At 64.0% G+C, this 14494-nt stretch carries 13 protein-coding genes; 5 read left to right on the top strand and 8 right to left on the bottom strand.

From position 1 onward, the window contains the following. The first annotated feature begins 18 nt into the window (after positions 1 to 18). A complete protein-coding gene (locus tag G3O01_RS41950; RefSeq protein ID WP_205813368.1) occupies positions 19 to 1098 on the top strand; it encodes a helix-turn-helix domain-containing protein in 1080 nt (359 codons plus the stop codon). Positions 1099 to 1227: 129 nt separating this feature from the next. Next, positions 1228 to 1734 (top strand): acyl-CoA thioesterase, encoded by a 507-nt coding sequence (locus tag G3O01_RS41945; RefSeq protein WP_205813367.1) that lies wholly within the window; start codon positions 1228 to 1230, stop codon positions 1732 to 1734. Positions 1735 to 1792: 58 nt separating this feature from the next. Here G3O01_RS41945 and fumC read toward each other — a convergent pair whose 3' ends face one another. The 5 genes from fumC to G3O01_RS41920 form a co-directional block, all read right to left on the bottom strand. After that, the gene (gene fumC, locus G3O01_RS41940) at positions 1793 to 3193 is read right to left on the bottom strand and encodes a class II fumarate hydratase (protein WP_205813366.1); all 1401 of its coding nucleotides are present in this window, start codon (positions 3191 to 3193) and stop codon (positions 1793 to 1795) included. A gap of 73 nt (positions 3194 to 3266) precedes the next feature. Then, positions 3267 to 4955, bottom strand: coding sequence for a phospholipase D family protein (locus G3O01_RS41935; protein WP_205813365.1), 1689 nt, complete (start codon positions 4953 to 4955; stop codon positions 3267 to 3269). Positions 4956 to 5175: 220 nt separating this feature from the next. Further along, positions 5176 to 6138 carry a bile acid:sodium symporter family protein gene (locus G3O01_RS41930; protein WP_205813364.1) on the bottom strand — a complete coding sequence of 321 codons (963 nt, stop codon included), beginning with the start codon at positions 6136 to 6138 and terminating at the stop codon, positions 5176 to 5178. Positions 6139 to 7007: 869 nt separating this feature from the next. Then, positions 7008 to 8375 carry an MATE family efflux transporter gene (locus G3O01_RS41925; protein WP_205813363.1) on the bottom strand — a complete coding sequence of 456 codons (1368 nt, stop codon included), beginning with the start codon at positions 8373 to 8375 and terminating at the stop codon, positions 7008 to 7010. A gap of 243 nt (positions 8376 to 8618) precedes the next feature. Beyond that, entirely contained in the window at positions 8619 to 8837 is a 219-nt protein-coding gene (locus G3O01_RS41920) for an RNA-binding S4 domain-containing protein (protein ID WP_205813362.1), read from the bottom strand. Between the two features lie 311 nt (positions 8838 to 9148). Here G3O01_RS41920 and G3O01_RS41915 point away from each other — a divergent pair, with 311 nt between their 5' ends. From G3O01_RS41915 to G3O01_RS41905, 3 genes are all read left to right on the top strand, one after another. Beyond that, entirely contained in the window at positions 9149 to 9595 is a 447-nt protein-coding gene (locus tag G3O01_RS41915; protein WP_205813361.1) for a hypothetical protein, read from the top strand. A gap of 73 nt (positions 9596 to 9668) precedes the next feature. Beyond that, on the top strand, positions 9669 to 9935 hold the full coding sequence (locus tag G3O01_RS41910; RefSeq protein ID WP_205813360.1) for a hypothetical protein: 267 nt from the start codon (positions 9669 to 9671) through the stop codon (positions 9933 to 9935). Positions 9936 to 10077: 142 nt separating this feature from the next. Further along, on the top strand, positions 10078 to 12294 hold the full coding sequence (locus G3O01_RS41905) for an ATP-dependent helicase (protein ID WP_205813359.1): 2217 nt from the start codon (positions 10078 to 10080) through the stop codon (positions 12292 to 12294). A 53-nt stretch (positions 12295 to 12347) separates the two neighbouring features. Here the strand turns inward: G3O01_RS41905 and G3O01_RS41900 are convergent, their stop codons facing one another. The 3 genes from G3O01_RS41900 to G3O01_RS41890 form a co-directional block, all read right to left on the bottom strand. Next, positions 12348 to 13115 carry a DUF4088 family protein gene (locus G3O01_RS41900; RefSeq protein ID WP_205813358.1) on the bottom strand — a complete coding sequence of 256 codons (768 nt, stop codon included), beginning with the start codon at positions 13113 to 13115 and terminating at the stop codon, positions 12348 to 12350. A gap of 233 nt (positions 13116 to 13348) precedes the next feature. After that, entirely contained in the window at positions 13349 to 13672 is a 324-nt protein-coding gene (locus tag G3O01_RS41895; protein ID WP_205813357.1) for an AzlD domain-containing protein, read from the bottom strand. Then, entirely contained in the window at positions 13669 to 14340 is a 672-nt protein-coding gene (locus G3O01_RS41890) for an AzlC family ABC transporter permease (RefSeq protein WP_241024716.1), read from the bottom strand. The genes G3O01_RS41895 and G3O01_RS41890 overlap by 4 nt, the downstream gene beginning before the upstream one ends. Positions 14341 to 14494: the final 154 nt, after the last annotated feature.

Genomic DNA, 14494 nt, shown 5'->3' with positions numbered 1-14494 from the left:
AACAGGACAATCATTTCAATGAGCCACGTTGCCGACGAACCTCACGATATGCCCGCACCGAAGGTTCGCCACGTCGTCTTTGCCGTTGCGCCCGAACTGGTGCTGCTCGACGCCTGTGGTCCACTAGAGGCGTTTCATCGCGCGGAACTGGGCGTGCGCGACGCGCGCCGTGTATCGGCGGCATCGCGCGAACCGGTTGCGTATCGGACCACGGTCGCATCGATCGACGGCGGCGTGCTCGACACGTTCCCCGGTTTGCCCGTGCTCACGCAGCGCCTCGATACGCTCGACGACGAACCGATCGACACGCTGATCGTGCCCGGCGTCCCCGTCGACGATCCGCGCACGCTGCAACCCGCGCTCATCGACTGGATCGCCCGGCGGGCGCCGCACGTGCGGCGGGTGTGCTCCGTATGCACGGGCGCGTTTTACCTGGCGGCGGCGGGTGTGCTAGACGGACGCCGCGCGACCACGCACTGGCGCGACGCGCACCGGCTCGCCCAACGTTTCCCGCGCGTGCAGGTGGACGCCGAACCGATCTTCATCCGTGAGGCGCTTCAAAGCGGCGGCGGGGACGATAACTCCCGCGCGGTCTGGACCTCGGCGGGCGTGACGGCGGGCATCGATCTCGCGCTCGCGCTGATTCAGGAGGACTACGGGCATCCCGTCGCGATGCAGGTCGCACGGCGCCTCGTCGTGTTCGTCAAGCGGCCAGGCGGGCAAGCGCAATTCAGCGCGGCGCTGGCGGCGCAGACCTCGGCTGGCGGCGCGTTCGACAGCCTGCATGGCTGGATGGCGTCCAATCTGAGCACGGACCTGTCCGTCGAGCGGCTCGCCGAAGAAGCGCGGATGAGTCCGCGTACATTTGCGCGGCGCTACGTCGACGAAGTGGGCCGCACGCCCGCTAAGACCGTCTCGGCGATGCGGCTGGAGGCGGCCTCGCGCGCGCTGGCCGAATCGCGCCGTCCGCTGAAACGGATTGCGCTCGATTGCGGCTTCGGCAGCGAACAGAACCTGCGGCGCGCGTTTATCCGCAGCTTTGGCGTGCTGCCGCTCGATTATCGCGAGCGCTTTGCGTCTGCGTTGAGCCGGCAGTAGTCGCAAATCCGCGCGTGGCACGTCGCGCGCATTTGCGCAATCCCCAGCAACGCACGCCCAGACAGCGCAGCGGCTGCCTTATTGCGCTCGTATAATCGGCTCCTTTCGATTTGTTTGACGGGAGTCAACATGAGCACGCCAACCGCTGCACCGCTGGATCGGTCAGAGACCACCTTCCGCTTTCTCGCCGAACCGACCTCGGTCAACTTCGGCGGCAAGGTGCACGGCGGCGCGCTGATGAAATGGATCGACGAAACCGCGTATGCATGCGCGGCCGTCTGGTCGAGCCGTTATTGCGTGACGGTCAGCGTCGGCAATATCCGCTTTCGCCGGCCGATTCACGTCGGCAATCTGGTCGAACTGCGCGCGCGCGTCGTCGCGACGGGGCGCACGAGCATGCACATTCATGTGTCGGTGTATGCGGGCGATCCGAAGGGCGGCGAACTGCTGCAAACCACCGACTGCCTCGTCGTGATGGTCGCTGTGAACGAGAACGGCAGCCCCGTGCCCGTGCCGTCGTTCGTGCCGCAGACCGACGAGCACAAGGCGCTCGCGAAGTACGCGATGGACGTGAAGGCCGCACTCGACGCGATCGTCGACCTGAAGCCTGATGAAGTGGCGCAGGGCAAGCTGTAACGCCTGCCTGCACGTGATGCTCTGCGCGCGCAGAGCATCAGGAGGATACGACGGCGCGTCAGGCCTTCGTATTGCCGACCATGTCGTTCGGACGCACCCATTCGTCGAACTGCTGTTCCGTCACATAGCCGAGCGCCAGCGCCGACGCCTTCAGCGTCGTGCCTTCCTTATGCGCCTTCTTGGCGATCTTGGCGGCCTTGTCATAGCCGATGTGCGGATTGAGCGCCGTCACCAGCATCAGCGATTCATTGAGCAACTGATCGATACGATCGCGGTTCGGCTCGATGCCGACCGCGCAGTTGTCGTTGAAGCTGTGCATGCCGTCGGCGAGCAGTCGCACCGATTGCAGCACGTTGTGCGCGACCATCGGACGGAACACGTTGAGTTCGAAGTTGCCGCTTGCGCCGCCCACATTGACGGCCACGTCGTTGCCGAACACCTGACAGCACAGCATCGTCACCGCTTCGGACTGCGTCGGGTTCACCTTGCCCGGCATGATCGAGCTGCCCGGCTCGTTTTCGGGAATCGACAGTTCGCCCAGACCGCAGCGCGGGCCGCTCGCGAGCCAGCGGATATCGTTGGCGATCTTCATCATGCTGGCGGCGAGCGTCTTCAGCGCGCCGTGCGCGAACACCAGCGCATCGGCGGCGGCCATCACTTCGAACTTGTTGGGCGCCGACACGAACGGCAGACCCGTCAGGCGGCCGATCGCCGCCGCGACGTCGTCGGCGAACTTCGGATGCGCGTTCAGGCCCGTGCCAACGGCCGTGCCGCCCTGGGCAAGCTGATACAGATGCGGCAGCGCCGACTCGACGTGCTTCTCGCACTGGTCGAGTTGCGCGACATAGCCTGAGAATTCCTGGCCGAGCGTGAGCGGCGTTGCATCCTGCAAGTGAGTGCGGCCGATCTTCACGATATCGGCGAAGGCCTTCGACTTCTGGTCGAGCGTGCCGCGCAGCGCCTTGATCGACGGCACCAGATGCTTGACGATGCCGACGGCGGCCGCCACGTGCATGGCGGTCGGAAACACATCGTTCGACGATTGCCCGCGGTTCACGTCGTCGTTCGGATGGACGAGGCGCGCTTCGCCGCGCTCGCCGCCCATCAGTTCGCTCGCGCGGTTCGCGATCACCTCGTTGAGGTTCATGTTGGTCTGCGTGCCGGAGCCCGTCTGCCACACGGCGAGCGGGAATTCGTCGGGATGCTTGCCTTCGATGATTTCATCGGCGGCGGCCATGATCGCCTTCGCCTTGGTCGCGTCCAGCACGCCGAGCGCGAGGTTCACTTCGGCGGCGGCGCGCTTGATGATGGCGAGCGCGGTGATCAGTTCGGGCGACTGTTTTTCCGTCGAAATCTTGAAGTTCTGCAGCGATCGCTGCGTTTGCGCTCCCCACAATTTCGCGTTCGGCACGGCAATTTCGCCGAACGTATCGCGTTCCATGCGCACATTTTCGGTCATGTTCTACTCCGCTTGACTTGGGTGATCGGAAGGCTTCCGGGGAAGGGTGCGAGGCGCACCTGTGACTGTGTCGCTATAACTGCTCGTCGACTGGCAGCAACAAGAATAGACCCGTCAGCGCGTTCCGGTAAAAGCCCGCGCCGGGATCGAGGTTGTAGCGGCGAATCTGGCCGTTTTCCTCGTCGGTCCAGACAAGCTTCGACTGCGGTGTCGCCGAGTAGCGCAGCACGGCCAGTTCGGCTGGCGTGGCGAGCGTGACGTGGTAGCTGACGGCGGGTTTCGTGGCGTTGTCGAACAGCTTCGCGACCTCACCGGCGAGCGGCGCGCTGTGGATCACGAGCGCGAGTTCGGTGTTCAGATGCGCCGAGCGCGGGTCGAGATTCATCGAGCCGATCACGAGCGTGTTGCGGTCGATCACGTAGGTCTTCGCGTGCAGGCTCGCTTTCGAGCGCGAGCCGAAGAGGCCGGCTGTCGGCGGTTCGTCGCCGGGCGTCGGCTTGAACTCGTACAGCTCGACGCCGCGTTCGAGCAGCGGCACGCGGTACGGACTGTAGCCTGCCTGCACGGCGATGGCGTCCGTCGCGGCCAGCGAATTCGTGAGCACCTTGACGCTCACGCCGCGTTTCGTCAATTCGCCGAGCGCATCGACGCCTGCCTGGTGCGGCACGAAATAGGGTGACGTGATCAGAAATTCCGTCTGCGCACCGTGCATCAGTTCGATGAGCCGCTGCATCGGCGGGCTCTTGTACTGATCGGCGGGCAGCTTCATTTTTTCAGGTGAATCGGCCTTGAACTCGGCGCTTGCCCACACGAGACCCAGTTCGTCTTTCGCGATCTGCGTGGCGAGCGGCGTCGCGTTCAGCGGTTTTGCGTTGTAAGGATCGGCGTTCTTGCGCCAGTGCGCGCGCAGTTCGTTGCGCATGTCGTCGAGTTCTTGCGGGTCGAACTTCTGCTTGTTCAGCGCGCGCAGCGGGTACGCGTTGCTGTCGTTCCAGTACGCGTCGAAGCTCGCCGAAATGTCGGCCGCAATGGGGCCGGTCGCGAGCACGTCGATGTCACGGAACTGCAACGTCGGGCTCGCGCTGAAGTATTCATCACCGAGATTGCGACCGCCGACGATCGCAATCTGGTTGTCCGCGATCATCGCCTTGTTGTGCATGCGCCGCGTGAACGCGCCCACCTTCGTGAAGAAGTTCTCGCTGCGCTGGTAGAAGCTCGTGTCCGCGCTGCCGAACGGATTGAACACGCGGATCTCGATGTTGTCGTGCGAGTTCAGCGCGGCCATCACGCGGTCGATGTCCTTGAAGTTCAGGTCGTCGACCAGCATGCGCACGCGCACGCCGTGATCCGCCGCGTACAGGGCGGATCCGAGCAGCAGCTTGCCGGTCGTATCTTCCTCGGCGATGTAGTACTGCATGTCGAGCGTCTTCGTCGCCGAGCGTGCGAGCGCGATGCGCATCTGCAGCGCTTGCGTGCCTTCGGACAGCACGCGAAAACCCGACTGGCCGGGATGCGCGCGTTCGGGCGCAGCGAGCGCGGTGGCAAGCGGCGTGGCGTCGGTGGTGGGAAGCGCGTGCGTGACAGGGCGGTCGAACGCAGTGGCGGGCGGGCGCGTCGCGCAGGCCGCCAGCAGCGCCGCCGATACGGCCAGCGCGGACGCACGCCGGAGCAGCGTGCTGCGAGCGTGGCGCGAGACGGGGTTGCTGCGTTGCTGCTGTTGATGCGGCGATACGGCGGCGTCGTTCGAGTTGTCTACCGACACGCTTGTTCCTCCACTAGAGCGGCATGGATGGTCGTCTTGCGTCGCCCATCGACCGGGTCATTCTAAGGGGAATCGGTAAAGCGGGTCGGATAGCAACGCACTGCAACAGTGCAACGCGCGTGCCCGGCGCCTGGGCCGGTTTGTAGTAGGGAAGTTCGGAGGACACGCTGCGCGAGATGCTGAATGCGCGGCGTGTCGGAAAGGAAGGGAAAGGCAGATATCAGACGCGTTCGCGAGTCAGCGCGTTGTTTGCGTCCTGCCCGGCCGTGGAGCCTTTCGCCGGGCGGCCAGCCCAATAGCCCGCGAGCATCGAGCCGGACAGGTTGTGCCATACCGAGAACAGCGCGCCGGGCAGTGCGGCGATGGGTGTGAAGTAGAGCTTGCCGAGCGTAGCGGCGAGGCCGGAGTTCTGCATGCCGACTTCGATGGCAAGCGTGCGGCACACGGCTTCGTCGAAGCCGAGCAGGCGACCGCCCCAATAGCCGCCTAGCAGGCCGATGCCGTTGTGCAGCACGACGCCGAACGCAACGACGAGGCCCACCGACGCGATGCTTTTCTGCGTACCGCCGACCACGGCCGCGATGATCAGCAGGATCGACACCATCGAAACCAGCGGCAGTACTGGTTCGATCTTGCGCACGAGCTTGCCGGCCAGATGATTGACCACGAGACCGACGGCGATGGGGAGCGCGACGATTTGCAGGATGCTCATCAGCATGCCGTGCACGTCGACGGCAATCGAGGCATCGACATACAGACGCGTGAGCAGCGGTGTCGCGAACACGCCGACGAGCGTGGACAGTGCGCTGATCGTGACGGACAGCGCGACGTCGCCGCGCGCGAGATAGATCATCACGTTCGATGCCGTGCCGCTGGCGACGCTGCCGACCAGCACCATGCCTGCTGTCAGGTCGGGCGGCATATGCAGTGCCCTGGCGATGACCCATGCGGCGAGCGGCATCACGAGGTAATGCAGGACGATACCTGCGATCACGGGCGCGGGGCGCGTGAAGACGCGGCGGAAATCGTCGATGGAAAGGGTGACGCCCATCGATAGCATGATGATCGTGAGCAGTGTCGTGACGTGAGGGGCAATGCCCGTTACTGAGGATGGCGAGAAGTAGGCTGCGAGGGAGGACAGCACGGCCCAGAGCGGGAATAAACGGGTGATGCGGGCAAGCATGGAGTTTGTCCTGGAAGTTTGTTTTTTTGCCTGAATGCGGCAGGCATTTTACCTTTCGCCTGGGGTTGGTTTGGTTTTGGTTTTGGTTTCGGTTTGTCTTGCGACGCTGGCGTGGTTTGCTTTTGTTGTCGCTGGCATCCGCGTTTTGTCTTGCCTGCTTCAGGCGTTGCCCCTGTGCGGGGCGGCACTTACTTTCTTTGCCGCCGCAAAGAAAGTAAGCAAAGAAAGCGGGCTAACACCGCCCGTTCTTGTCCACCGCCTGAGGGCCCCCAACGGGTCCTCCACTTCACACGGCGTTCTGCCATCCACTGCCCGTTGCCAGCGCTTCGGCTAGGCGCCTCACCTACTTCAAACACCCGTACAACTGCCAGCGGCAGCGAATGGTTACGGCCGCCCAGGTGGCAAACTGTGTGTAGGTCGTAGTACTTCACGCGTCAGCGCTCCTACGACACCGATCCTGCTTCCGAGCGGCCCACCTTGGTTTTCAGTCCGGAGTGAAGCGCATACGCCGCGACAGCCTACACACAGTTTGCCGCTATAGAACGTGGGCGATTTGATCGCGTGTATGGCGACGCGGGAGCGTGCAGCGGGTGAGGCGCCGTTTCAAGGCGCTGGCAACGGGCATTGAGAAGAACGTTGCCGCGAACAGGACGGGGCCGTTGGGGGCCCGTGGATAGAAACAAGAACTAGCGGTGTTCAGCGGCTTTCTTTTGCCTACTTTTCTTTGCCGCGGCAAAGAAAAGTAGGTGCCGCCCCGCACAGGGGCGACGCGTGAAGCACCGATAACAAATCGCGGATGCCAGCGCAGAGCCTAAACCGAGGACGCCAGCGCAAAGCCTAAACCGCATATGCCAGCAAAAACCCGCCCCCTAAAGACTCTTCTTATGAAACCGCAGGGTCATCAAAATAGCGACACTGGCGAGGCCAGCAGCCAACCCCCACCAGAGCCCGCGGGCGCCGAGCCCGAAATGAAACGCGAGGGTATATCCAGTGGGAAACCCAATTCCCCAATATCCAAACGCAGCAGCGATCATGGGAATCCGCGTGTCCTTGAGCCCACGCAAGCACCCTGAACCGACCGTCTGCATCCCATCGACAATCTGAAAAATCGCAGCCACGCCCAGCAAGGAACTGGCTAGCGCCACAGTCGGCGCATTCGCCGGATCATCGAGATGCAGATACAGCCCGACAATAAACCGCGGCGCCGCGATCAGAAACAGCCCCGACAAGCTCATGAACCCGACACCCAGCGCGAGCGCGACAAACCCGGCATGCCGCGCCGCTAGCGGCTGTCCAGCCCCAGACCAGAAGCTGACGCGCACATTGGCCGCCTGGCCAATTGCAAGCGGCACCATGAACGCCACCGACGCCACATTCAACGCAATCTGATGCGCAGCGAGCTGCGACTCGCCAAGCAGGCCGACCATCAACCCCGTCGCGAGAAACAGCATCGATTCGACGCCATAGGTAATCGCCACCGGCCAGCCGAGCCCGAATAGCTCGCCCATCAACGGCACGTTCGGCCGCGTGGCCGTCACGAAATGCCGGAAGCGTGGACGCAGATGCAGCAGACCAATCAGCGTGAGCGCGGTGAGCCAGACGGTGATCGTCGTTGCGCCAGCGGAACCGAGAAAGCCAAGCCGCGGCAAGCCATACGCGCCATGAATCAGCCCGTAGTTCAGAAAACCATTGATGAACACGCCGCCGATCGACACCCACAGCAGCCGCCGCGCCGCGCCGATCGCGGGAAGGAACGAGCGCATCAGCCCCACGCCGATCAGGCTCGCGGGCGCGCCCCAGCGCAACACCGCGCAGTACTCGCCGATGTTGTGGGCAAGCAGCGCCGGCTCGCCGAACGCCATCAGGATGGGCGCCGCGAACGACAGCAGCACGAACGCCGGCACCGCCAGCAGCATCGACAGCAGGAAACCCGTCCAGTAAATGTGCGGCACGCGATCCTCGGCCTGCGCGCCACGTGCATGCGCCACGCTCACGCTGACGGACGTCAGCACGCCCTGCAGCAGCGTCACGACGACGAAGAACAGATTCGCGCCGAGGCCGCCCGCCGCCAGCGCATCCGGGCCGAGCGAGCCGAGCAGGACGGTGTCTGTCACGCTCATGGCCATCTGCGACAGCTGCGCGATGGCGAGTGGGGCGGCGAGGCGCGCGGTATCGGCGGCGTGGCGCGAAAGAGTGGGCGGCCCGCTGAGCGCGCGGGACATTCCGGTCGGATTCATGTTTCAGGCGCTGTTGCGCGTAAGGGCGACACGCGCAGCAAAGGTGCCGCGCGTCGTTTGTTTTTCTGTCCAGACGGACAGCTTATTGCGGGAACGCGGCGCTGTCGATGAACAGGCACACTTTTGGTGCGGGTTTTATGGCCGGAGTCACGTGCCGCCTAGGTGTGGCGCCTACGTGTGCCGCCTATGTGTGTCGCATACGGCGCGACCCGGCAGGAGCGCCCGAACAGGCTTGCCGGGTGGTCAGGCTTCGTGAACCGCGATCCGCGTATCGCCGAGCAGCACGACCTGGCCTGCGCGGATTTTGCACGTCTTGCGCGTTTCGACCTGGCCATCGACGGTCACGGCGCCCGATGCAACGATCACTTTTGCCGAGCCGCCGCTGTCCGCGAGGCCAGTAATCTTCAGCAGATTGTGGAGTTCGACGTAGTCGCCGGTCAGGGTGAAATCAAGGTTGGGCATGGCAGTTGCGATCGACGGATGTCGGCTCAGTCGTTGAAAAGCGACTCGCATGATAAGCCATCGCGCCGCGCTTCGGCGTGCGTGCATGGCCGCACGCCGGGCACTTGCAAGCAGATGTTATTCAGTTGTCAGAAAATGAAACGGTGAGTAACAGTCGGCTTTTGTGGCGAACTTCACTCGCGATACCCCGGTCTGTGGAATAGCCTGCTGCAATTTTGCGGCTGGCGCAAAACGCGGGTGGCGTCGACGCTATCGACGCCAACTGGAATCTGCCCGCGTGCCGATATCGACAAACTTCAGAGAGGATTGCCATGAACCAGCTCCGTACGCTTCTGATCGGTACCGCCCTCACTGCGATGGCGTCGACTGCCGCATTCGCCCAGACGACCGCCCAGCCTTCCGCGGATCTCTCCGCTCAGGCTCAGGTCCAGCAGGCGCCTGCCGCCGCACCCGCCGCGCAAGGCGTCCAGATGCCTGCTCCCGCGCCGCAAAACCTGACGGCACCCGGCTCGACCGATCCGCTCGTCCAGAAGCGCAACGCCGACGCGCAGGCGAACGCCGAGTACAGCGCACAAAAGAAGCTCTCGAAGCAGCAACTGAAGGATCAGCAGAAGGCCGCGAAGGACACCTACAAGGATCAGGTCCGCAACGCCAAGCTGAACAAGAAGGCCGACAAGGCGGCCGCATCGAACGAACTGAAGGCCGATATGCAGGGCCAGCCGACAGGCGCGGCCGCGTCGGGTGAGGCGCATAACTGATACGCGCTGATTTGAGCCGTCACAGCCTGAAGGTTTCGAAGTTTGACGAAGTTTGCATGAGGGAGGACACAACATGAAAACGACCAGCAAGACGATGAGCGCGCTGTGCGCGGCGCTGATCGCCGGTAGCGTGAGCACGCTCGCCGTCGCGCAAACGACGCACGATCCCGCCACCGAGCCGATGACGCACGCCGATAGCAAGGCCGCCAAGGAACAGGCGAAGGCGAACAAGAAGGCGGATGTCGCGCAGGCAAAGGCCGACAAGAAGAAGGCTGATGCACAGGCCGACGCCGACAAGGCGAACGCGGAAGCGAAGGTCAAGGACGCGAAATCGCAATAGGCAAGCGATCCGTCGTTGCGCCGGTCGGGCGCCACATGTCCCGTCCGGCAGGAAAAAGCCCGGCCTGAATGCCGGGCTTTTTCTTGTGCATGTCGATCCGCATGCGACATCGAAAAATGGGGCGCTTGTCGTCGCAGGTTGTATGGATATACAGTATGCGTCGCCCTCACTATCCATTGCGCCGATCGTGCTTTCCGTCGCCGATTCCCCGACTTCTGCGTCGTCCGCCGCGACGGACGCATCCGCTGCCGACTGGCTCGCGAAGCTCAACGACGCGCAGCGCGAAGCCGTCGAGTATGGCGCCGACGACGTCGCGCATCCATCCGGCGCGCTGCTCGTGATCGCCGGCGCGGGATCCGGCAAGACGAACACGCTCGCGCATCGCGTCGCGAATCTGGTGGTCAAGGGCGTCGATCCGCGCCGCATCCTGCTGCTGACGTTCTCGCGCCGCGCCGCGCTCGAAATGACACGGCGCGTCACGCGCATCGCGGGCGCGGCACTCGGCTCGCGCGCCGCGCTGGCGCAAGGGCTCACCTGGTCGGGCACGTTCCACAGCGTCGGCGCGCGGCTGCTGCGCGAATACGCAGATCTGATCGGCCTCGCGCCAACCTTCACGATCAACGACCGTGAAGATTCCGCCGATCTGATGAATCTGGTGCGCCACGAACTCGGTTTGTCGGCGAAAGAAAAGCGCTTTCCGTCGAAGTCGGCGTGTTTTGCGATCTATTCGCGCGTCGTGAATACCGGCGCGTCGCTGGCCGACGTGCTCAACGGCGCCTTCCCGTGGTGTCGCGAATGGGAAGCCGATCTGCGCATGCTGTTCGCCGCCTACGTCGACGCCAAGCAGAAGCAGAGCGTGCTCGATTACGACGATCTGCTGCTCTACTGGTCGCACATGGCAGCCGAACCCGCGATTGCCGCCGATCTGTCCGGCCGGTTCGATCATGTGCTCGTCGACGAATACCAGGACACCAACCGTCTGCAGGCGTCGATCCTGCTCGCGCTGAAGCCGGACGGGCGCGGGCTGACGGTGGTCGGCGACGACGCGCAGTCGATCTATTCGTTTCGCGGCGCGACCGTGCGCAACATTCTCGATTTCCCGTCGCATTTCGATCCGCCCGCGAAGCAGGTCACGCTTGAGCGCAACTACCGCTCGACCCAGCCTATTCTCGAAGCATCGAACGCTGTCATTGGACTCGCATCAGAGCGTTACACAAAGAATCTGTGGACGGACAAGGCATCTGCGCAACGCCCGCATCTCGTCACGGTCGCCGACGACGCGGACCAGGCGCGCTATATCGTCGAGCAGGTGCTCGCGGCGCGCGAGGCGGGCATGAAGCTGAAGTCCCAGGCGGTGCTGTTTCGCGCCGCGCATCACAGCGCCACGCTCGAAATCGAGCTGACGCGGCGCAACATTCCGTTCGTGAAATTCGGCGGGCTGAAGTTTCTCGATTCCGTCCATGTGAAGGACGTGCTGGCCGTGCTGCGCTGGGCGGAGAATCCGCGCGATCGCGTGGCGGGCTTTCGTGTCGTGCAACTGCTGCCGGGCGTCGGGCCTGCGACGGCCGCGCGCGTGCTCGACGATATCGCTACACGTGCCGATGCGCTCGCGTCTGGCGGCGCGCCCCATGCCGCTTCGAACTGCACCACTCATGCACTCGCCGCCTTTGCGCCTCCGGCGCGCGCGCTCGAAGACTGGCATCCGTTCGTCGCGATGATGGCATCCATCTGCGGCCGGCAAATGCCCTGGCCCGCGGAATTCGAGATGGTGCGTCGGTGGTACGAGCCGCATCTCGAGCGCAATCATGAGGACGCGTCGATTCGCCAGGCCGACCTCGTGCAGATGGAAAGCATCGCGGGCACGTATGCGTCGCGCGAACGCTTCCTCACGGAACTGACGCTCGATCCGCCCGACGCCACCAGCGACGAGTCCGGCGTCCCGCTGATCGACGAAGACTATCTGATCCTGTCGACCATTCATTCGGCGAAAGGGCAGGAGTGGCGCAATGTGTTCGTGCTCAATGGTGTCGATGGCTGCATTCCGTCCGATCTCGGCACGGGCAGCGAGGAGGAAATCGACGAGGAGCGGCGCCTGTTGTATGTGGCAATGACGCGCGCGAAGGAAGACCTGCACATCGTGATGCCGCAGCGCTTCTACGTGCACAACCAGACGCAACTGGGCGACCGGCACGTGTGGGCGTCGCGTACCCGCTTCATCCCGCCGCATCTGCTGCCGCTATTCGATATGCATGCGTGGCCGCCTGCGCCCGTCGTGTCGGCGCCGACGGCAGCGGGGCTCGCCGCCGCTGCGCAAGCCAAAATAGAAATCGCGGCCAAGCTCAGAAAGATGTGGGACTGAGCTTGCCGCGATCTGATGGCGTCCATGTCGGACGCCGTCGAATTGAGATGACGCTAGCGCGATTGCCGCTGTTGTTGCTGCTGCGGCCGCGGCGGCGGCATAAAGAAGTTACGCAGCCACGCGGCAAGTCGCGTGAACACGTCATACGGCTCTTCGACGAAAATTTCCGGCTTCAGCAGACGCAGATACTCCATGATCTGCTGTGCTTCCTGCTTCTGGAACGAGCCGTGCGAAATGCCCAGCCGCAACAGGCCGCGCAGTTCACCGAGCTTTTCGCGCGCCGCGCTGCCCACGCTGGTTTCGCACGCGACTTTCGCCTCATACACCCGCTGACGCAGCGATTCGGCCAGACGCCACGCGGGCGTCTGCATCACTTCTTCGAGCGCCTGAATGTCCTGTGCCGCCGACTTGATCTGCGCGGCAAGCGGATCCACCAGCGAAGGCGCGCCTTCCGCTTCCTTGACGATGGCCGCCGCCCACTCGCGGCTCTGCTTCGCGAGTTCTTCCGGCGTCCATTCCGAGCGCGCGGCAAAGCCGAAGCCGAACTCGTTCGCCTGCTTCATCAGAATCGCAACGACGTCGGGGAACTCCTTGTCCAGCGTGCGTTTCGCCCAAGCGTACTGACCGCCCTGCAGCATCCGCTGCACGGCGTTTTCGGTCAGCGGCACCATGTTGTCGAGGAGCTTCGCGCGCAAAAAGTCCTCGAACGACGGCGTCGCGAACTGTGGATCCAGCTTTAGCGAGACCCGCACGAACGCGTCGAAATCTTTCCGTAAGGAAGCGAGCGTTTCGTCCTTGATGTTAAGGGTTATCTGACCCATGTCTTATCCCGTTTCGTCGACCGCGCGAATACCGTCGAGGCCTTTGCCTCGTGCCGTGCGCCCTCGGTGCGCTGGCGGCACCGGTACTCGGTGCGGTTCTGTCCGGATTGCCGGCGCGCCATCGACAGACGCTGCCTGGTTCGCGGACCACGAGTGTTTATCGGCGGATTGAAAGGGAACTTGAGGGTCGTACGCCGTCCGGGCGGACGGCGTACGTAGGTGTCAGACAGGCGTTACTTCAGCACGACGCCTTGCCAGAGGAAGAAAACCGCGAGGCCGACCGCGATGGTCAAGAGCGGCCGGCGAGTGAGCGCGCTGACGGCGACGGCGGCGAGCGCGCCGATGAGTTGCGGGTTACGCCAGGTAATCTCGGCTTCCACGCCGTGCGGCGACACGGCCATCGGCACGATGATCGCCGTGAGCACGGTCACCGGCACGAAGCCGAGCGCGGTGCGCACCAGCGGCGGAAACACGATGCGGTCGCCGAGCATGAACACGGTGGCGCGGATCAGCCACGTGATGACGGCCATGCCGACAATCAGGAGCACGTAGTTCATCGCGATGCCTCCACCGTGCGGGTGCGCTGGAAGGCTGGCAATGACAGCACCACGCCGACCGCGACGCCGGCGAACACGGCGCCAAGCAGGCCGAGCTTGTAAGGCCAGCCTTGCCAGAAGAACGCCAGTGCGCCTGCCGTGGCGGCCGCCGCCAGATAGCGCACGGCAACCAGTTGCGGCACGACGATCGCGATGAACGTCGCGACCATCGCGAAATCGAGTCCGAGCGATTGCAGGCCGGGGAAGGCCGCGCCGAACAGCAGGCCGACCAGCGTCCAGATCTGCCAGTTGAGATACATCGCGAGGCCGGAGCCGAGGAAATAGTACGGGCCGACCGAGCCGGGCGGATGCAGCCGGTAGTGCGCCCAGGCGACGGCGAAGACTTCATCGGTGAGCAGGCCGCCGAGCGTCCAGCGCCAGCGCGACGGCAGATGCGACACGTACGGCGCGAGCGTCGCGCTGTAGAGAACGTGGCGGGCGTTGACGACGAGCGTCGTCGCCCACACGACGACATAGCTCGCGTGGCCGGCGATCAGGCCGAGCGCGATGAACTGGGCCGATCCCGCGAACACGATCAGCGACATCAGCTGGCCATGCCACAGATGCAGCGGGCCGGATGCGACGAGCGTGCCGTAAATCACGCCGAACGGCGCGGCGCCGACGATCATCGGGATCGTGTCGCGTGCGCCCGCCGTGAGTTCCTTGAGACGGCGAACGGGTTGTGCAGGTTGAGTCAAGCTTTCCTCCTCGATAGGGCTGGAGCATAGCCGGCGAGGAATGGGGCGGCTTGTACGTTCTTGCGCTTGTCGCTTCGAAGTGGGA

The organism is Burkholderia sp. Ac-20365 (assembly GCF_017104715.1).
Classification (GTDB): Bacteria; Pseudomonadota; Gammaproteobacteria; order Burkholderiales; family Burkholderiaceae; genus Paraburkholderia.
This window is presented reverse-complemented; position numbering and strand designations above follow the sequence as displayed.

Excerpts from the sequence above, each read along its gene's own strand:
- G3O01_RS41895 (WP_205813357.1), bottom strand. The coding sequence starts at position 13,672 with ATGAACTACGTGCTCCTGATTGTCGGCATGGCCGTCATCACGTGGCTG.
- fumC (WP_205813366.1), bottom strand. The coding sequence starts at position 3,193 with ATGACCGAAAATGTGCGCATGGAACGCGATACGTTCGGCGAAATTGCC.
- G3O01_RS41945 (WP_205813367.1), top strand. The coding sequence starts at position 1,228 with ATGAGCACGCCAACCGCTGCACCGCTGGATCGGTCAGAGACCACCTTC.
- G3O01_RS41925 (WP_205813363.1), bottom strand. The coding sequence starts at position 8,375 with ATGAATCCGACCGGAATGTCCCGCGCGCTCAGCGGGCCGCCCACTCTT.
- G3O01_RS41920 (WP_205813362.1), bottom strand. The coding sequence starts at position 8,837 with ATGCCCAACCTTGATTTCACCCTGACCGGCGACTACGTCGAACTCCAC.
- G3O01_RS41890 (WP_241024716.1), bottom strand. The coding sequence starts at position 14,340 with ATGATCGTCGGCGCCGCGCCGTTCGGCGTGATTTACGGCACGCTCGTC.
- G3O01_RS41930 (WP_205813364.1), bottom strand. The coding sequence starts at position 6,138 with ATGCTTGCCCGCATCACCCGTTTATTCCCGCTCTGGGCCGTGCTGTCC.
- G3O01_RS41910 (WP_205813360.1), top strand. The coding sequence starts at position 9,669 with ATGAAAACGACCAGCAAGACGATGAGCGCGCTGTGCGCGGCGCTGATC.
- G3O01_RS41915 (WP_205813361.1), top strand. The coding sequence starts at position 9,149 with ATGAACCAGCTCCGTACGCTTCTGATCGGTACCGCCCTCACTGCGATG.
- G3O01_RS41950 (WP_205813368.1), top strand. The coding sequence starts at position 19 with ATGAGCCACGTTGCCGACGAACCTCACGATATGCCCGCACCGAAGGTT.
- G3O01_RS41905 (WP_205813359.1), top strand. The coding sequence starts at position 10,078 with ATGGATATACAGTATGCGTCGCCCTCACTATCCATTGCGCCGATCGTG.
- G3O01_RS41900 (WP_205813358.1), bottom strand. The coding sequence starts at position 13,115 with ATGGGTCAGATAACCCTTAACATCAAGGACGAAACGCTCGCTTCCTTA.